This is a genomic window from Hahella sp. NBU794, assembly GCF_050749805.1.
Classification (GTDB): domain Bacteria; phylum Pseudomonadota; class Gammaproteobacteria; order Pseudomonadales; family Oleiphilaceae; genus Hahella.
This window is the reverse complement of the sequence record NZ_CP192738.1, coordinates 6,310,779-6,329,360: the sequence shown is the minus strand read 5'-3', so window position 1 is coordinate 6,329,360 and position 18,582 is coordinate 6,310,779. Positions and strand designations below refer to the sequence as shown.

The following is an 18,582-nucleotide window of genomic DNA, read 5'->3' as shown; positions in this document are numbered from 1 at the left end:
TTAGCGTGTCTATTGAACAGCCGTTGACCGAACTGAAAGGCGTCGGACCGGCCCTGGCGGAAAAGCTGGCGAAGCTGGGCCTGCACACGGTGCAGGACCTGCTGTTTCACTTACCCCTCCGTTATGAGGATCGCACCCGTGTGACGCCGGTTGCTCAGGTGCGAGTGGGCATGCCAGCGCAAGTCGAAGCGACGGTGGTGGACTCTCGGGTCGAGCTGGGACGCAAACGCAGTCTGCTGGTGCGGGTGCGCGATGATAGCGGTGAGATCGGCCTGCGTTTTTACTACTTCACTGCGCAGCAGAAGAATCGCTTCAGCCCCGGTCGCAAGTTTCTGTGTTACGGCGAGGCGCGCCTCGGTCGTAGCGGGCTGGAAATGTATCACCCCGAAACCACGCAGGTGGACGAGTTAAAGCCGGCGGAAATGGAGCAGCGTCTCACGCCCATTTACCCGACGACAGAAGGTCTGATGCAGAAACGTTTGCGCGATCTGTGCCAACAGGCGCTGACGCTGATGCGTCGTTACCCCATCAAAGACTGGCTGCCTCAGGAATTACGCAGTCATTATCAGATGCCGGAGCTGAATACAGCGCTGGATTACCTGCATCATCCGCCTGTGGGCGCCAATGTGACGGCGCTGGCGGAAAGTCGCCACCCCAATCAACAGCGACTGGTGGCGGAAGAGCTGCTGGCGCACCATCTCAGCCTCTTGCAATTGCGGCAGGAAGTACAGTCGCAACCGGCCCCGGCTTTGCAGGCCGGCCCCTTGCAGCAGCGTTTTATCGAACAACTGCCGTTTGCTCTGACTGGCGCGCAGAAACGCGTTATCGGGGAAGTGGAGCAGGATGTACGCGCCATGGTTCCCATGTTGCGTCTGGTGCAGGGAGACGTCGGCTCCGGCAAGACCGTCGTGGCTGCGGCGTCAGCGTTGTTCGCCATTGAAGCCGGTCATCAGGCGGCGTTGATGGCGCCGACGGAAATATTGTCAGAACAGCACTTCAAAACACTGAGTCAGTGGCTGGAGCCTCTGGGCGTCAGCGTGGTGTGGCTTAACGGCAAACTTAAGGCCAGTGAGCGGCAAAAAGTGCTGGATGCGATTTCATCCGGCGCAGCGCAACTGGCTATCGGCACCCATGCGTTGTTTCAGGACCAAGTTGAGTTCGCCCGACTTGGCCTCGCTATTATCGACGAACAACACCGCTTTGGCGTGCATCAGCGGCTATCGCTGCGGGAGAAAGGCGCCCGTTCCGGGCAGGCTCCTCATCAGTTGATTATGACCGCGACACCGATTCCCCGCACCCTGGCGATGAGCGCTTACGCGGATCTGGACACCTCGGTGATCGACGAATTACCGCCGGGACGCACGCCAGTGGTGACGGCGGTCATACCCGATATCAAACGGGACGATGTGGTGGAGCGCGTGCGCAAAGTGTGTCTGGAAGGGCGTCAGGCTTATTGGGTATGCACCCTGATTGAAGAGTCCGAAGTGCTGCAGTGTCAGGCTGCGGAAGCGACGGCGGCGAACTTGGCGGAAGCCCTGCCGGATTTGCGCGTTGGCTTGGTGCATGGGCGGATGAAAGCGGCGGAGAAAACCGCCGTCATGGAAGACTTCAAGAACAATCGTCTGCACTTGTTAGTGGCCACCACGGTTATCGAAGTCGGCGTGGACGTGCCCAACGCGAGCCTGATGATTATCGAAAACCCTGAGCGCCTGGGGCTGGCGCAACTGCATCAGCTACGCGGCCGGGTCGGGCGCGGCAGCCACGAAAGTTATTGCGTGCTGATGTATCACCCGCCGTTGTCTCTGGCCGGCAAGGCGCGCATGCAGGTCATGCGGGACAGCAACGACGGCTTTGTCATTGCAGAGAAGGATCTGGAGATCCGTGGCCCGGGAGAAGTGCTCGGCACCCGGCAAACCGGTTTGATTCAATTCCGCATCGCCGATCTGCAGCGGGACCGTCAGTGGTTGCCGGTAGTGAAAGAAATGGCCCTGAGCGTCATCGATCAGGTGGACGTGACGGAAGCCCTCATCCGCCGCTGGATCGGCCAGCGCGCGTTATACGGCAAGGTCTGAGTGGGCGCGCTTAGCAATCCCTTACCAATCATTACAAAAGATACCCTAAGCCAGCAGAACCCCCGAAACCTGCTAAGCTACAATTTAAGTAATGATGAAAAATCCCCCTGATATTAGAAGCCGGTTTATTTTATTTCTCCCATACGAGGCGATAAGAGATATGGCCGTTCCAGCAGCCGTTGCGCGTTTATTAGAGGACTACAGCACTCAAAGGAGCGACTTGGCGGAAGACGCCGCCAAGGTGCGGGAGGTAACGGGCAAAGACGCGCCGACGGAAGCGAGAGTGCGGGCGATTATGCTGCACGACGAGGCCGGCGTTCTGCAGGCGGTGATACCTGAAAGCACTATCCTTGATCTGGACCGGCTTAATGAGGGCGTTGGCCGCAACTTGCGGGCTTTGCCTCTGGCGGAACTGGATGAACTGCGCAAGCGCCTGCAATGGTATGAAGTGCCGGCGCTGCCGGATCTGACCGGCTGCGAAGCGGTGATTGACGCCCGCTTGAGCGCTCTGGATGAGATTTTCCTGCCCTCCTCGGAAGAAGACAAATATCTGTGCATGAGCCGACGCCTGTTCGAGGCCGCCATGGGGACGGTCAAGAGCATGCAGATCAGCGTGCGCCTGCCTGAAATCGCCGTTAACCATAATCAACCGGCGAAAGACATGGATCAGATCAACAAGGCGATTTCCAGTTTCACCAGTCTGCGTATTCAGCGCCGCCTGGAAGATACGCTGGAAATGCCGCCATTGCCGGAAACCGCCCAACGCATCATCAAACTGCGCGTCGATCCGGAAGCGGGCATTTCCGAACTGGCGGATATTGTGGAAACCGACCCCAGCCTGTCGGCTCAGGTGGTCAGTTGGGCCAGCTCTTCGTTTTACGCCGCTCCAGGCAAGATTCGCTCCGTGCATGACGCCATCGTGCGGGTGCTGGGGTTTGATCTGGTTATGAACCTGTCTATGGGGTTGGCGTTGGGAAGGACGTTGGAAGTGCCTGAGGAACGCGGCGACGGTTTTACTCCCTACTGGGAGCAGGCGGTATGGACCGCCACGTTGTGCGGCGCGCTCACCACGGCGATACCGAAGGAGCGTCGTCCCGAATTTGGATTGGCGTATCTGGTTGGGCTGTTGCACAACTTCGGCTATCTGGTGTTGGCTCATGTGTTTCCGCCGCACTTCTCGCTGATTGGCCGTTACAACGAAGCCAATCGGCATGTCGACTCCGAGAACTGCGAACAGTTTCTGTTAGGCATCACCCGGGAGCAGATGGGCGGCAAGTTGATGGAAATGTGGAACATGCCGGAAGAAGTCTGCGTGGCGCTGCGTTATCAGAAAAACCCCTACTTCAACGGTGATTATGCGGTATACAGCGCCTTGCTGTTCGTCGCCACCCAGCTGTTGCGCAAACATGGCATCGGCGAAGGCCCGGCGCAACCTGCGCCTCAGTCCATATGGGACGATCTCGGCTTGACCCGCGAGCGCGCCGAGGAAGTGCTGCAGGAATTGCTCAGTATGTCCGAAGATATGAAGAGTCTGGCGGACAATCTGGCGGACGCCACACGCAGCTGATCCGTGCCAAGGATTAAGCTCCTCTTCGTGGTTACTTTATGTAAGCGGGAATTAAAAAATAATGTGACAGGTTTCACATTATTTCAAAACTGTGTCTATAGTTAAGTTGTAAGCTCTTTAAGAACCATCAACCAACCGATCCACTCGCAACGCCTGCCATATAAGGCCTGCAGACGGACATAATCATCACCGAAGGCGCTTAACAAACTTTACCGACAGGAGGGCTGTCATGGGCGCGCTTATTTTCAATCAAGCCAGCATTTATCACTTGCAGCAGTTGGAGTATCAGTTCCGCCGTCGATTCGGCGAACGTTACCGGCTTTCCGAAGAAAGTTCGCGCATGGAGCTTATAACCAAGTCATCGCAATCGTCTGACATCATCATCCAGAAATATTTCCGGAAGTTCGCACATGAACTGGAGCCGGAACTGATCAAAGAACTTGTGTCCCGAGGAGTGGTTCCTCCGAAGCTCTGGAATTGATTTTTTGTGTAAACCCCAGAGACTTTAGTCCTTTTGCCCCGTTCTGCGGGGCCTTTATTGACGGACGCCAGTCCTTAGAATGAATGCTCCAGAATCGCCTTGGAAGCATCAATAATCTGCTCCCGATATTTTTCTTCCAGGTCCCAGCGCTGCTTGTCCAGCTTGAATAGAAAGCGCTTGTCCACTTCCTTGCGGGCGCCATGTGTAGGCATGTGCTCAGTTTCTTTGTAGATCTTACTGAAGATGGCGTAGGGCTCGCGCTCATGCAGGCTGGGGTCGACGGCGTCGAGCAACACTTTGATGCGAATGCTTCCTTCAGACAATTCTACCTGATCAGACAGGATACAGCGGGCCAGCACCGTGATGCTCTCAATGGCGTGGGCGCGATTCGCTTCTGTGCGGTTTTGCTGCTCCGCCTCCAGTCGTCGGTGTTCTTGCAAAGTGCGGAGTTGGCGACGGATAAAAAATCCCAGAAACAGACAGACGGCCAAACCGACCAAAATAAGAATCCATTGTAAGTAAGCAGGCATTGGGGCATTTCCGGTAGGTATTCAATTCGCGCGGACGCCGGCCTCGCGCCGACATGATCATGGTGCAGATTATTGGCGATCCGGCGGCAAAATGATACCCGCGCCGCAATGCCCGGGCCGGGGACATGATTCTGTCACACTGGCGCGGCAGGATTGAGGGGAAAGTCGCCCGGAAGCTGGCTCAGGCGTTGGAGAACTGGTCTGCCTGAATCGTCATGCGGATATACATGGCCAGTTCGTTTTCAGCTTCGGTGATGGATTGGTATGGGCCTTCCTGGGTGTTTTCCCGGGTCATGAAATACCACCCGTCGGAAGTATGGATGAATCGCTCACTACGGAACCAGGAGCGATCAGATTCGCCTGCGCGTACTTTCATAGCCTGCTACCTCTTACTGCTTGGACTACGAGGGGATGGCCATAAGAACCTATTTTAAGCTTAGGTTGTTTTTTGATCTATTATTAGACTGATTGGCTATAAAAAAGCCTGTCAGTCAGATTTCGCGAGTATAAACGCGTGATCAGGGTCAGTAGAGGGAACGCTTTGCTTCCTTCTGGACGCATTGAAATTTAAAGGCGTCAGAGTCTGTAAGCCCGGCCCCATGGGCTTTGGCGGGTAATTCAGCCGCCGTACGGGAGAGCATTAATTGATCAGGCATTTGTGAAATTTGTCTGCTATGGTGATGTGAGAGCTCGCAGTACCCGAACTTCCGCTGTGAACCGGGCGGCGCCAGCCGTCTTCTGATCCGCCGTTCGGGCAGCCTACGTCAAACCCCATCAAGAACAAGGAATAGAACCTATGGCGGTGACGAAGGAGACTCTGGCCGAATTTTTTTCGGCCGTCAGAGGCGCCTCCCATGAGCTGATCCAGGGATTAAGCGTTGAGGACATGCTGCTGCAGTCCATGAACGACGCCAGCCCTATCAAGTGGCATCTCGCCCACACAAGCTGGTTTTTCGAAGAACTGATTCTCGCCCCGTTCATGAGCGGTTATGAGCGCATGAACGATGGCTTTCGCTATTACTTCAATTCTTATTATGAAGCATTGGGGGAGAGGCATCCCCGGGCGCGACGAGGCATGCTGAGCCGGCCTTCTTTGGAAGAGGCGCTGGCGTACCGCGAGCATGTCGATCGCCATATCCTCGCTCTGTTGAGTAAGCCTGACCCGGACCCGCAATTACTGCAGCGAGTGGAACTGGGGTTGCATCACGAAATGCAGCATCAGGAACTCATGATCACCGATATGCTGCATGCTCTCAGCTTCAACCCCGCCTATCCCGCCTGGAAGCCGCCGCTTCCTCCTGATACAGAATCCAAGTCCGCCGCTCCTCTGGAATGGTTCGACAGCGACGGCGGTTTATTTGAAATTGGCGCGCTCAGCAAAGGCTTCAGCTACGACTGCGAAGGTCCCCGTCACAAGGTATTCCAGGAGCCCTTTCGTCTCGCTTCCCGGCCTGTGACCAATGGCGAATGGCTGGCGTTTATGGACGCAGGCGGCTATGACGACCCACAACTTTGGCTTTCCGACGGTTGGGCGGCGCGGTTGCAGGAAGACTGGCGCGCTCCCTTGTACTGGATCAAACGTGATGGCGGCTGGCTGCGATTCACTCCTCACGGTCTGACGCCTCTCAATCCGGACGAGCCCGTGTGCCATGTGAACTATTTCGAGGCGGACGCCTACGCCCGCTGGGCTCAGGCGCGTTTACCCAGTGAAGCCGAATGGGAAATCGCCGCTCGCAGCTACCTGGCGGGCATAGCCAAAGACGGGGACTCAGGCGGCGTGGCGCCTGGTCGCTTTATGGAACAGGGGCGCTGGACCCCCTCTGTCAGCCGGCCTCAGCAGGGGCAGGCGCTGGCGGATATGTTCGGCAACGTGTGGGAGTGGACGCAGAGCGCCTATTCCTCCTACCCAGGCTTCAAACCATTGGCGGGAGCCCTGGGAGAATATAACGGCAAGTTCATGTGTGGTCAGTTTGTGTTGCGCGGGGGCGCTTTTACCTCTCCGCGGCGGTTGTTGCGGGCCAGCTATCGCAATTTCTTTTATCCCCATCAACGTTGGCAGGCGACAGGAGTGAGGTTGGCGCGAGATGATTGAACCAGTCATTAAGGATCTATGTGAACACGAAGTTATTGATGAGGCGTTTTTAGCGGACGTGGTGCAGGGCCTGTCCGGCTGGCCGAAAACGCTGCCGTGTAAATACTTTTACGACCAGCGCGGTTCGGAGCTGTTCGAGCAGATATGTGACGTGGACGAGTATTATCTGACTCGTACGGAAATGGGCATGATTGATTACGTGGCCCGGGAAATGGCGCAGAGACTCCCGCATATCGGACAGATCGTGGAGTTTGGTTGTGGAAACTGCGAAAAGATACAGCGACTACTGGATGCGCATCCCCAGGTCGATGGATTCGTCGCCATTGATGTTTCAGAAACCTTTCTGTTGGAGAGCGTTAAAAACCTGAGCCAGCGTTATCCTGCTTTAACGGTGACGCCGGTCGTGGGCGACTTTATGGAGGCGCAACCGCTGCCGGACGCCACAGGGCCTCGCATGGGCTTCTTCCCCGGCTCCACGATCGGCAATCTGGAGGCGAAGGACGCAAGACGTTTTCTCTACCGGGTCGGGCGTACGCTAGGGGAAGGCGGGTATCTGCTGGTTGGCGTGGACACCTTGAAAGACCGCCGCATTCTGCTGCGCGCCTACGATGACGCCAGTGGCGTGACGCGAGAGTTTAATCTCAATCTGTTGCGCCGCATGCAGCAGGAGCTGGGAGCTGAGCTGACGCTGGAGCAGTTCGCCCATGAAGCCCGCTTCAATGAAACGAAGAGTCGCATAGAGATGCATTTACGCAGCCTGTGCGACCAATTCATCGCGGTGGGCGGCAAGTACTTCCATCTGTCGAAAGACGAAACCATCCATACGGAAAACTCTCACAAGTACACCGTGGAGCGGTTCCAGGATCTGGCGGCGTCGGCGGGTTGGCAGTCGCGTCGGGTATGGCTGGCGGAGGATGACATGTACAGCATGCATCTGCTGCAATATGAGGGCGGCGTCAGAATGACGGATTGAAAAACGGGGCCAAGAGGCCCCGCTTTCGACGGAATCAGTGAGTGAAGAACAGCTCGTAGAGCGTCAGCAGTATCTCAAACACGATCAGAATGACGATATACCACTCCACCCGCAGACTGCGTTTGGCGGTAATGATGTCGAGTACGGTTTGCGAGGTGCGGGAAATGATTTCCATCTTGCGCTCCAGCGCCTTGTCTCGCTCCCGTATTTCAAATTCATCGGACAGACGCAGGTAGAAGCGCTCCAGCTCTGGAAAGTCCCACAGCAGATCCGGCTTTTCGCCCACTTCGACGCGGCCCACCATGATCTGCTGATTCAGCAGCACTTTACCGATTTGCTTAAGTAGCTCCTGCGTCTTGGCGCCGGTGCGCCCCTGAGAGTGCAGGAATTCCGCAAGGGGACTGATGCGCTCCAGGTTGCGGCTCTCCTCCAGCTCATAGAATTCCAGGATCACGGATTTCGCCATCGCGTCGGCGATGATCTGTAGCTTCTCCACAGTGGGCGCAAACACGCTGATGATGTTGTCGGCGACGGTGTCGGACGGCGTGGTGGTGATGGAGAGTTCCGACTCTTCCACCACGGGTTTATCCAGCGGGCGTTTGGTATGCAGCATAATTTCCCGCATCAGCGCCGCCTCGTCCTGAGGTTTGACGTTGAACATCACTACTACGCCGTAGCGGAAGATGGTCACGTAGGCGGCTTCCTGCTCCACCATCAACGTAAGTGGATTACGTGCGCAGGCTTTTACTTTTTCCAACTGTCGAACATCTATCTGGTCGCCAATATAAAGCGCCCGGATAAGCAATGAACTGATATCCTGAAACATCGAAGGTCCTGATTTAACAAAAAATGACGGTTCCCGAACTCCCGCTGAATAACGGGCGCAAAGCGGCGCCGTCTTCAATGAGCTTAGCACGAAAGTGAACAAGGTAGAGGACGGAAAAGCCCAGGATTGGTATATTTCCTAAGGATGTTCAGCTCAGGCTGTCATGCGTTCAGAAGCAGTTATCTACCCGGAGTCCCGCGCCTTTGAAATTCCTTCGTTACTTTTCCCTGGCGGCAGCCTGTCTGTGCGCTTTTTCCAGTGCGGCGCAGACCGTCTATAAGTATCAGGACGCCAGCGGTCGCTGGCATTTCACCGATAAGGCGCCGCAGCAGGGCAAGCATGAACAAGTGAAACTGACCTCTTCCCGCGACTCTCAGGACAAGCCTGTTATTACTTCCAAAGTAGAGGATAACGTCACGATTCTGACAGCTACGAATCCGTGGCGAGGTCCTGTGCAGTTTTTGTTGCAGGTGCGGGACAAGGGTGAGTATAAGCGGGACAGTATCCTGGTGGAGGCTGAGGCCACCCGCTATTTCAAGATTCAGGGCCAGGTGGACTACCAGTATTACTACATCCCCGGCGATCCCGAGGCCAAACCTGATTACAACGCGGTGTACTCGCCGCCGTTCGCAGGGGGCGAATCCTACGTTATTTCCCAGGGCTTTAACGGTCAGTTTTCGCATACGGAAGAACCCAACACCTATGCCGTGGATATCGCCATGCCGGTCGGCAGCTATATTCACGCCGCCCGGGGCGGTGTGGTGATGGCGGTGGAGGAGAATTACAGCATTGGCAGCGCGGCATTCGCCTATTTCCTGGATAAAGCCAACTTCGTCATGATTCTGCATGACGACGGCACTACAGGCATGTATGCGCATATTTTACAGGGGAGTTTACAGGTGCGTCCCGGTGACCGGGTGGAGCGCGGTCAGGCGCTGGCGCGTTCCGGCAGCACTGGCTTTTCCACTGGGCCGCATTTGCATTTTGTCGTGCGCAGAAATGTCGGACTGGATCTGCAGTCGCTACGCTTTCACATGCAGGACTCTGCGGGAAATGACTATCCCATTAGGGAGAGGACTCGCATGGTTGGCTGGTAGAGGCCTACGCCCTGTCGAGATAAATGACGTCCCGACATAGATACAACCTGAGAGTGGACGCCAAGCGTCCATTTTTTTTACGCGTATTTCGGGCATAGGACAAAAGGCTGTCAACAAGCTGGCTTTGTCTATGGGGCTAGGCCGATAGGCTTACGCTGTTGTCTGGCGCAGAGGAGGGGGAGAAGACAAATTCAAGTGGAAAAGTGATTTAAAGCTGACCAATCGGCTACCTCTAGTCAGCAATTTTTACAGTTAATGGCTCATCCGCGACTTTTTTTCTCGAAATTCTCATGTGACGTAGTTCACCTTTCTTTTTTGTCTAAATAAGTTTTTGATATTTAATATGTTTTTGTTTTGTGGCCTCGGGTGTGCAGTATAAGGGGCAATAGTGTTATACGACAGTTGGGAGAATGAAGTATGCCTCCGATAGTAACTGTTCCCGAGCCTGCGACGTTGGCTCTCTATGGTATAGCGCTCTTGGCGATCATCCTCTACCGAGGCATGAAATCCAAGAAACACGGTTAAATTCATTGGCGGTGAATACCCCTCTTAGCGTTATGTTAAGAGGGTTTTTTTTTGCCCTGAAGAAAGTACGCCACAAACCTTCCCTGGTTTATGCATTCAATTCAAGAGAGATCGGACTAGCGGCGCAGACGAGAAGAAAGCTCTGACGCGCGATCGGCGAGATGGGTAAGGCGACCAATCTTATCTTTGGCGGATGTTGCATTACGTGCGGATTCGTCAGTCAATTCCGACACTTCCTCCAGATTCTTGGCGATATCCTCAGATACCGACAATTGCTCGTCGGACGCGGTAGCCACTTCTGTATTCAAGGCGTTCACTTTGGCGATGGCTTCGCTGATGGAAGAGAGCTTTTCTGACGCGCTGGCGAAATAGCCGCTGCATTCGTCAGTGATGCGATTACTGGCCTCCATCACAGACACCGTGTTTTTGGCGCCGTTTTGCACGCTGTCGATGATGGACTCGATTTCTGCGGTGGAGTTCTGGGTTTTCTGCGCCAGGGAGCGTACTTCATCCGCCACTACCGCGAAGCCGCGCCCCTGTTCGCCCGCCCGGGCCGCTTCAATGGCGGCGTTCAATGCGAGCAGGTTGGTTTGTTCGGCGATGCCGCGAATCACATTTAACACGGTGCCCACATTTTTGGTGTCTTCAGCCAGCTTCTTCACGGTGTCCGAGCTGCTCGACACTTGCTGTGACAGGCGTTTGATGGCGTCGTTGGCGCGCTTCATCGCCTCCATGCCGTCTTTGGCGGCAATATCGGTTTCATGGGCCACTTCCGCAGCGTTGCTGGCGTTCTGGGCGACCTGCTGAGAGGCGGCGGTCATCTCCTGCATGGCGGTGGCGACATGAATAGTGCGGCCGTTGGAATCCTGCGAACAGTTAACGATATCGTCAGCGGCGCGGGTAATGATCGTGATGTTTTCACCTAGATCTTCCGCCGTTTTGTCCATGGCGGCGGCAAAATCGTCGAGAAACTTCTGTAGTTCGGCGGCGGAATTCGACAGTCGGCCCAGTTCATCCTCGCGGTTGGAGGAGAAGTCATGTCCCATCTCCCCGTGGCTGAGCTTGCTGATCTTATCAATGATATTGCGGGTAGGGCGCACGATACGCACATTGATCAGCGATAACACGATGATGGCCGACGCCAGGGTGACGGCGGCGAGAACGATGCTCCAGAAAGTGAAGCTGCTGCTGAATTCGTGGTGGGCGCGGGTGTAAGACTCGGTGACATGCGCTTTAAGACTGTCCGCCAGATCCTGCAATAGTTTGGTGGGCTCTCTGTCGATGCCGGAGACTGCATTGTCGCCAGCCTGCGGATCGAAGTTCGCCTGTTTGAACTCCGCCAAACCCTCGCGATAGGCCTGCCCCATAATTTTATGGCGATTGATAAACTGATCCAGCGTCGACTTCATGGACTCTTCCGGCAGCAGCGGGCGGATGGCGGTGACCTTTTCCTGCACCTTGGCTTCCGTCTCTACGAAGCGATCCCAGTACTTTTTCAGGTTGTCCGGTTTACCTCCGCGCAGCAGTACGTTTTTCCATTCCTGTACTTGAATTTTAAACAACGCGACGGACTCATTCGCTTCCTGCAGAAGATCTCCATTTCTGGCCAGGGACATTTCCAGCTCGCTGATGCGGCGCTCGTTGGAGACGGCGCTGAAAATGCCTGCGGCCAGCGTCAGCAGTCCGCTTAACACGACGACAGCTAACAGTTGATTAAACAAACTTCTGGATAACCATTGCATGATTGACTCCGGAACGGATCGGAACGAAGAGTGGTATGTATCTATAAAGTAATAGCATATAAGAGGATTTTTGCTATTTATGGCGGGATGTCGCACGTTTGTTGCAGTTTTATGACAGAACGCTGAACGTTGGTGGGAGAGCGAGTGTTTTTTGAGCTGAGCTCAGGCTTGGGGTGCGGTGACTGTGCAGTGTCCGAGCAACTCCTGCAGGAGCTGATCGAGTTGATTCCGGTCCAGAGGTTTGCCGAGATAACCTTGCGCGCCGGACTCCATATAAGTGGCGATATCGGCGGGCTCGGTGTTGCCGGAAATAATGTAAACCGGTTGCGTGTATCCCTGGGCGCGCAAGGCGCGTAGCGCCTCCAGACCATCCATGACCGGCATTTGGATGTCCATCAGGATCAGATCGAAACTGTCCGCCAGCGCCGCCTCCAGCGCTTCCTGCCCATTCTCGACGGTTACCACGGTCAGGGCGGGACCGATGCGCTCGATCTGACGTTTGAACAGCAAGCGGTTGACGTCGTTGTCCTCCGCCACCAGGATGCGTCCGGTGAGGTCTTCCGGCACTGTTGGCAGGTAAAGCCGCAACTTTTGATAGAAATGCAGGCGGTCGACCGGTTTGGCGATGAAGTCGATAAAGCCCAATTGGCGGTATTCATCTAACTGATGGCGCATCACATTCGCGGTCAGTGCAATCACTGGCGGCGTCTGGCTGAATTCCCGTAAATGCTGGATGGCTTCATCCCCGCCCATTTCCGGCATCTGGATATCCAAAAGAATCAGGTCGAAGCGAGACGCGGACGCCGCTTCCACTGCTTGTTTGCCGTTGCTCGCCAAAGTCACGCTGAGGCCGGCTTCCACCAGGAAGCGATGAAACAGCGTCTGGTTGTCGAGGTTGTCTTCCGCCAGCAGCACTTTGCCGCGCAAACGGGGAGCGCTCCAGGCGGCGCCGTTCAGCTCCAGCCGCTGACGTGCTTTCTCGAATTCTTCCAGGCTGTTTATCCATAGCGTCTGGCTCAGGTCGCCGGCGTTGATGGTGACGCTGAAGCGACTGCCTTCGCCTTGGGAGCTATCCACCGTCAGTTCGCCGCCGAGCATGTGGGCTAGTTGCCTGGAAATGTAGAGTCCCAGTCCGGTGCCGCCGTACTGGCGAGTGGTGGAGCTGTCCGCCTGCACGAAGGGTTCGAAGATCTTTTTCAGCTCGCCCGGTCCCAGCCCGATACCTGTGTCAGTGACGGTGAAGCGCAGCAGGTTGGCGTCCTTCTCATAACTGACGCCAAAGTGAATGCTTCCCTTGTGAGTGAACTTGGTGGCGTTGGCGCCCAGATTGAACAGGATCTGTTTGAGACGTGTGGGGTCTGACTCGAAATGCGCGGGCAGCGGCAATTTCGGCGTGATGTCCAGGGTCAGACCTTTTTCGTGCGCGCGCATGCCGATGTGGGAGCGCAGATCTTCAATCAGGTTAGGCAACGAGATCTGCATGTGCTCGATTTCGATCTTTTCCGCCTCGATTTTCGACAGGTCGAGAATATCGTTGATGATGGTGAGCAAGTGACGACCGCTGCGCACGATAATGTCGATAAACTGGTTACGCTCCTCGCGACTTAAGTTGCTCTCCCGCAGCGATTCCGAGTAGCCGAGAATCGCCGTCATGGGCGTGCGTATCTCGTGGCTCATGTTGGCGAGAAAACGACTTTTGGCGGCTTCCGATACTTCCGCGGCGCGTTGGGCGTTGAGCGCCTGCTCTTTGGCCTGCCGGGCTTGTTCGAAAAGCTGGGCGTTACGCACTGCAGTGCCGACCTGCACCAGATACTCGGCGATGGATTCGATGGCGGCGGCGTCCAGATCCAGAGGTTGGACGTAATTGACGAAGCCGAAGCCGCCAATGACTTTGTTATCTACATGCAGGGGAAAATAGGCGATGGAAATAGGCGCGCGAAAATCGTAGAGACGTTTGTCCACTTTTGAGGTTGTGGCGTCAGGGGGAGGCACCCGGGGAATGAACAGCGGCTCGTCTTTCACCAAGGGGCGGACAAAGATGCTGTTCTCATCTTCGGGGAGGAAAAACGTGAACCCCTCCGACTGCTTGACCTCTTGCGCCGTCAGCGCGTCGCCATAGCTTTTCACCAGCACCAGACGCTCCAGATTGTCTTCGAACAGTGTGATGTAAACCTGTTCGAACGGCTGGATACGGCGCAGGGACTGCATGACCCGGCCCATGATCAGGTCCAGCTCGAGGTGAGTGTTGACCGCATGAGCCAGTGAGCTGATGTCGATCAACGACTCTTTCTGCTCCAGCAGGCGCAGCTTGGTTTGATTCAGTTTGAGGTTGATGCGATGCAGCAGCATGCCCAGGCTCATGGTGTAGCCGAACAGGCCGCCGGAGGCGATCAGGGTCGGCGTCAGCTCCAGGCTGGGACGGAAATAAAAGTCAGTGATCAAGCCTGTCAGCAGAGCGCCGGTGATATTGGCGACAATGCCTTTAAAGAAGAATATGGCGCCGTCGGCGGCCAGATTGGTCATCCAGGCGCCGCAGATAAAAGCCAGCGTGATCAGGGGATTGAATCCCCACAGCGCTACACAGGCGCCATAGGCGAAGGAGTCGACCAGTATGTTATCCAGCTCATGCTGCTTGGATTCGGAGAAGAAATACGCCAGGTGAGGGTAAATCAGCGTGTGCAGGACAATCAGCCCCCACATGAGCGGGTGGCCGGAAAATTTGAATATCGCGATGTGCAGGCACAAAACGATCATGCAGGCGATAACGCGCAACACATAACCATTGCGCACCTGGGTCGATTTCTGTGCGGACGGTAACTCGGCTTTCCTTTTCACTACTCACACGCGCGGTTGTTGTTTTTCGCCACGCCGGTTCAGGCGCAGCAGTGGCGACGCCGAAATGCTGACAGCCCTAAGTATAGCAAAGGCTGTCCTGCGCTCGGCCCCCATCGGCGCTGGCGATCAGCAGCAAACCTCTAACGCCCCAACGGGCGGATAAGCCTGACGCTTTATTCGCTACAGCATTTCCATACACGACTGTGCTGGTTAGTCTAGTCGACCGGAGGGCCTATGGATATTGTCCATCTGGCACTGCGGAAAGTACGGACTCTCCGCGGCGCCTTCGTTGCTAATCGCGGCAGCGGTTACGCAACGGCGACGCGTCTACTTCATGGAGAGGCGCGAAGCCAGGCTGTTGTGAGTAACTTGGGCGGCGGTCAGCAGCAGAATGACTGCGATTGCGCCAGTAAGGGCTTGTTGCCACAGGTCCGGCGTTTGCAGGATTTCCGGCAACAACAGGGCGGGAGTGACGATCACCGCCAGCAGGATACCCACCAGCTTGAGCAGGGTGCGACTGACGCAGATGGTGCTCAGGCGCAACAATGAAGCCGCGGCGTTACGCTCACACTCTTGCGGGCTGAGTTCGTCGTCCAGTGCGCGCAATGATTCAAACACCCACTCGCGTCCCAGACGGTGGCCCAGGAACATCAGCAGCAGGGGGCAGATGGCGATCATCAGTCCGCCTTTCACCAGGTCGCTGTGCACGACGCGGCTGCCTTCGATCATGATCGAAGCGGATAGAAAAATGGTTGAGCACTGAATGATGAGCAACAGCTTGGCGGGGGAAAGACGCATTGTGTACCGACCCTCTGCAGTGTTGTAGTGATAACCCGTGATGCTAATTAATGCTTCCGTCAATTTCAGTTGTTCTTTCTTAGCGGTCGGTAACGGTTTGCAACTCGCGTGGGGGGCTGTCAGCCGGCGAATCCGCCGGCGTCCAGAAAAGATTGCTCCGTTTGGGTGGTGATGCGCCCCAGCATGGCGTTGCGATGAGGAAAGCGGCCGAAGCGCTGGATGATGCTGCGGTGACCGCGGGCGTGAGCGCTGTAGTCGGCCCCTAATCGCGCATTCAGACGCACTGACAGATGCTGATCTTCCTCTTGTTCGGAGTGCGCGAAAGGAAGATAGAGGAACAGTCGCAACGCCGGATCGACCCGTTTATCGAAGCCCTGCGCCAGCGCCGTCTTCGCGAACATCAGCGCCAGCGCGTCGGTGGCGTACATGTGCGCGCTGCCGCGAAAGGCGTTACGTGGAAACTGGTCCAACAGGATCAACAACGCCAGCGCGCCATCCGGCGATTGCGTCCAATGGTCCAGTTCTCTTTTGGCGGCGCGCATATGCAACGCAAGAAATCGGTCGCGAAAAACGTCGTCAAAAGCAGGGTCTTTCGCGAACCAGCGTTGCGGACCGGCGTCTGACCAAAACGTGATAACGTCAGCGATTGCCTGCGCGGAATGTGTTGGCGGCGCATTAAGACTAGTCACGGGAAAGTCTCCACCAACAAAACAGGGCGACAGCAGAGGGGATGGCGAAGATGAGCAGGAATATAGGGGCTTCTTCCATAACCGAATAGCCGGCGCGGGAGACGCCAATCCACATATTGACGCCGGCCGCGACTGCCCAGACAGGAATGAAGATCAACGCCGCCAACGCCAGCGCGCCGAAATAGCGCCCAAGCATCAGACAGATCGCCAGCAGGGTGAATCCGCCGAAGATCATAAGGAGTGTGTGCATGGTTATGGCTCCGCTATTCGTTGATTAAAAACGTAATCAGGACGGCTTCAGTCCCGGTTGCGAAATCGCGCCGCCGCCGGGATCTGCAAAAAGCTGGGCTACTTAGTGGTGTAGCCGCCATTAGCCAGAATGGTTTGTCCGGTAATCCACCAGCCTTCCGTCACCAGATAGCGCACCAGAGTGACAATATCCTGAGGATCGGTCAGTCCGGTGCGGGTAAAGGGACTCAAGGCTGCCGCCGTCTGATGATAGTGAGCGGACTCTTGCGTTTCCTGGCCATAGAAGAACGGTGTTTCCATGGGACCCGGCGCTACCGCTGTGACGGAAATGCCGCGTTCGCCCAGCTCTTTGGCCGCTGCCCGGGTGAAGTGCTCCACGGGCGCTTTACTGCCGGCGTAAATAGAGTAATAGCCTGTGAATGCTCCCAGCAGAGACGTGACGATCGTGCACAACTTGCCGCCGTCACTGAGCTTTTTGCCGGCTTCCTGCATGAAGAAAAATGCGGCTTTGGAATTGATGGCGAAGATCTTGTCATAGTCAGACTCGCTGATTTCCGGTAGCGGTATTTTGATGACCATGCCAGTGGTGTTCACCGCCACGTCGACGCGGCCAAAGGCTTCGACGGCGGCGTCGAACAGGCGGGCGACTTCAGATACTTGGGTCAGATCTCCCTGAATCATCAGCGCCTGAGCGCCGGCGGCTTTAACCGCCGCGAGCGTTTCTTCCGCCGCCTGGCGGGTGGCGTCGCTGTTGTAATGAATAACGACAGCGCTGGCGCCAGCCTCGGCAAAGTGGCGAGACAACAGGCCGCCCAGGTTTTTGGCTCCGCCGCCGATGAGGACGACTTTATCTTTGAGAGTGTGCGAGGTAAGGGATTGCGTACTCATGTCATGCTCCTCTGTAGATGAATGGATCAGACGAACGCCTGACCTGATTGCATTCTATCTGTGCGGCTGTTTCGCATAATGGCCGCGCCGTTGCATAATCTGTCCATGAATTGCGAATAATAGAGAGGCGGATATGGATAGGATCGACGCATTGCAGGTGTTCGCCCGGGTGGCGGAAACCGGCAGCTTTACCCGGGCGGCGGACTTGTGCGAACTGCCTCGCTCCACCGTTTCTTCCGTAGTGCAGAAGCTGGAGGCCAGCTTGGGCGCGCGTCTGCTGCATCGCACCACTCGTCGCGTCAGCCTGACGCATGATGGGGCCGCTCTGTTGGAGCGCTGCCGTCATTTACTGACGGAGATCGAAGAGATTGAAAGCATGTTCCGCGAGCCCGGGGCGAAGGTGAGCGGGAAACTGAAAGTGGATGTTCCCAGTCGCTTCGGTTCCCGGGTGATTGCGCCGGCGTTGCCGGACTTCTTTGAGCGCTATCCGGATATTGAGCTGGAGCTGGGAGCGACGGATCGCACTATCGATCTGATTCAGGAAGGCGTCGACTGCGTGGTGCGAGTGGGCGATCCCGGCTCCGCCAGTCTGGTGGCCAAACCGTTTGGGAAAATGGAATTCGTAAACTGCGCCAGCCCTGCCTATATAGCGCGTTACGGCGCGCCGCAGACCCCGGATGAGTTGAGCGCGCATCGGGCGGTCAGATTCGCGTCACCTAATACAGGGCGTGCTGAGCCCTGGGAATATGTGCAGGATGGGGAGCTGCATTATGTGGAGATGCGCAGCTGGGTGACGGTGAACAACGCGGAGACCTACGTGGCCTGCGCCCTGGCGGGAATGGGGCTGTTACAGGCGCCGGCGTATGACGTGAGGCATCTGCTGAAGTCCGGGGAACTGGTGGAAGTGCTGCCGGACGCCAAAGCGGAAGCCATGCAGATTTATGCGATGTATCCCCATCGGCGACAACTGTCTCGCCGGGTGCGCGTCTTCATCGATTGGGTGGGCGAACTGGTCAAGGTAGTCTGCGTCTGAGCATCGACGCGCCCGATGAGGTATACTAGGCAGGCTAAAGCGCCTGTTTAGGCACGCGTAATTGGTTGTTGATCAACCTGTCTACATGATCGCGGGAGTCGTTGGGAATACTCTGACGCACTGCGATTGCTAGGTAACTCTAAGGCACGCCGGATGCGCATCCTGCGACCTTATCGAATCAAATG

General features: G+C 56.2%; 17 protein-coding genes. 8 read left to right on the top strand and 9 right to left on the bottom strand.

The genetic code is table 11. The features are described 5' to 3' along the window. The first annotated feature begins 5 nt into the window (after positions 1-5). From recG to ACQYWX_RS27760, 3 genes are all read left to right on the top strand, one after another. Positions 6-2,072, top strand: a complete 2,067-nt coding sequence (gene recG, locus ACQYWX_RS27770; RefSeq protein ID WP_431687069.1) for an ATP-dependent DNA helicase RecG — start codon at positions 6-8, stop codon at positions 2,070-2,072. A gap of 160 nt (positions 2,073-2,232) precedes the next feature. Next, positions 2,233-3,639 carry an HDOD domain-containing protein gene (locus tag ACQYWX_RS27765; RefSeq protein WP_216737504.1) on the top strand — a complete coding sequence of 469 codons (1,407 nt, stop codon included), beginning with the start codon at positions 2,233-2,235 and terminating at the stop codon, positions 3,637-3,639. 229 nt (positions 3,640-3,868) lie between these two features. Continuing rightward, a complete protein-coding gene (locus ACQYWX_RS27760; protein ID WP_011400010.1) occupies positions 3,869-4,120 on the top strand; it encodes a hypothetical protein in 252 nt (83 codons plus the stop codon). A 74-nt stretch (positions 4,121-4,194) separates the two neighbouring features. Here the strand turns inward: ACQYWX_RS27760 and ACQYWX_RS27755 are convergent, their stop codons facing one another. After that, positions 4,195-4,650 (bottom strand): DUF2489 domain-containing protein, encoded by a 456-nt coding sequence (locus ACQYWX_RS27755; protein WP_279501649.1) that lies wholly within the window; start codon positions 4,648-4,650, stop codon positions 4,195-4,197. Positions 4,651-4,831: 181 nt separating this feature from the next. Continuing rightward, on the bottom strand, positions 4,832-5,026 hold the full coding sequence (locus ACQYWX_RS27750) for a DUF6316 family protein (protein WP_216737502.1): 195 nt from the start codon (positions 5,024-5,026) through the stop codon (positions 4,832-4,834). A 420-nt stretch (positions 5,027-5,446) separates the two neighbouring features. Here ACQYWX_RS27750 and egtB point away from each other — a divergent pair, with 420 nt between their 5' ends. Then, positions 5,447-6,742, top strand: a complete 1,296-nt coding sequence (gene egtB, locus ACQYWX_RS27745; protein WP_431687068.1) for an ergothioneine biosynthesis protein EgtB — start codon at positions 5,447-5,449, stop codon at positions 6,740-6,742. Continuing rightward, positions 6,735-7,715, top strand: coding sequence for an L-histidine N(alpha)-methyltransferase (gene egtD / locus ACQYWX_RS27740; RefSeq protein ID WP_431687067.1), 981 nt, complete (start codon positions 6,735-6,737; stop codon positions 7,713-7,715). Before egtB ends, egtD begins: the two co-directional genes overlap by 8 nt. 34 nt (positions 7,716-7,749) lie before the next feature. Here the strand turns inward: egtD and ACQYWX_RS27735 are convergent, their stop codons facing one another. After that, positions 7,750-8,541, bottom strand: coding sequence for an RMD1 family protein (locus ACQYWX_RS27735; protein ID WP_164887397.1), 792 nt, complete (start codon positions 8,539-8,541; stop codon positions 7,750-7,752). A 203-nt stretch (positions 8,542-8,744) separates the two neighbouring features. On the opposite strand from ACQYWX_RS27735, the gene ACQYWX_RS27730 reads away from it, so the two are divergent. Together ACQYWX_RS27730 and ACQYWX_RS27725 are read left to right on the top strand one after the other, a co-directional pair. Continuing rightward, a complete protein-coding gene (locus tag ACQYWX_RS27730) occupies positions 8,745-9,638 on the top strand; it encodes a M23 family metallopeptidase (RefSeq protein WP_279501653.1) in 894 nt (297 codons plus the stop codon). A 417-nt stretch (positions 9,639-10,055) separates the two neighbouring features. Then, complete coding sequence (locus ACQYWX_RS27725; protein WP_127973780.1) at positions 10,056-10,163, top strand: PEP-CTERM sorting domain-containing protein; 108 nt, start codon at positions 10,056-10,058, stop codon at positions 10,161-10,163. Between the two features lie 116 nt (positions 10,164-10,279). Here ACQYWX_RS27725 and ACQYWX_RS27720 read toward each other — a convergent pair whose 3' ends face one another. The 6 genes from ACQYWX_RS27720 to ACQYWX_RS27695 all read right to left on the bottom strand — a co-directional run bounded on the left by ACQYWX_RS27720 (position 10,280) and on the right by ACQYWX_RS27695 (position 17,364). Further along, positions 10,280-11,905 (bottom strand): methyl-accepting chemotaxis protein, encoded by a 1,626-nt coding sequence (locus ACQYWX_RS27720; protein ID WP_431687066.1) that lies wholly within the window; start codon positions 11,903-11,905, stop codon positions 10,280-10,282. Positions 11,906-12,067: 162 nt separating this feature from the next. Further along, the gene (locus ACQYWX_RS27715; RefSeq protein WP_431687065.1) at positions 12,068-14,740 is read right to left on the bottom strand and encodes a response regulator; all 2,673 of its coding nucleotides are present in this window, start codon (positions 14,738-14,740) and stop codon (positions 12,068-12,070) included. A 327-nt stretch (positions 14,741-15,067) separates the two neighbouring features. Continuing rightward, positions 15,068-15,538: a hypothetical protein gene (locus ACQYWX_RS27710; RefSeq protein WP_431687064.1), complete on the bottom strand. Its 471-nt coding sequence runs from the start codon at positions 15,536-15,538 to the stop codon at positions 15,068-15,070. Positions 15,539-15,657: 119 nt separating this feature from the next. Beyond that, positions 15,658-16,227, bottom strand: a complete 570-nt coding sequence (locus ACQYWX_RS27705) for a DUF924 family protein (RefSeq protein WP_431687063.1) — start codon at positions 16,225-16,227, stop codon at positions 15,658-15,660. Then, entirely contained in the window at positions 16,220-16,477 is a 258-nt protein-coding gene (locus ACQYWX_RS27700) for a hypothetical protein (protein WP_431687062.1), read from the bottom strand. Before ACQYWX_RS27700 ends, ACQYWX_RS27705 begins: the two co-directional genes overlap by 8 nt. A 98-nt stretch (positions 16,478-16,575) precedes the next feature. After that, a complete protein-coding gene (locus ACQYWX_RS27695; RefSeq protein ID WP_431687061.1) occupies positions 16,576-17,364 on the bottom strand; it encodes an SDR family oxidoreductase in 789 nt (262 codons plus the stop codon). Between the two features lie 133 nt (positions 17,365-17,497). Here ACQYWX_RS27695 and ACQYWX_RS27690 point away from each other — a divergent pair, with 133 nt between their 5' ends. Further along, positions 17,498-18,397 carry a LysR family transcriptional regulator gene (locus tag ACQYWX_RS27690; RefSeq protein WP_431687060.1) on the top strand — a complete coding sequence of 300 codons (900 nt, stop codon included), beginning with the start codon at positions 17,498-17,500 and terminating at the stop codon, positions 18,395-18,397. Positions 18,398-18,582 lie beyond the last annotated feature (185 nt).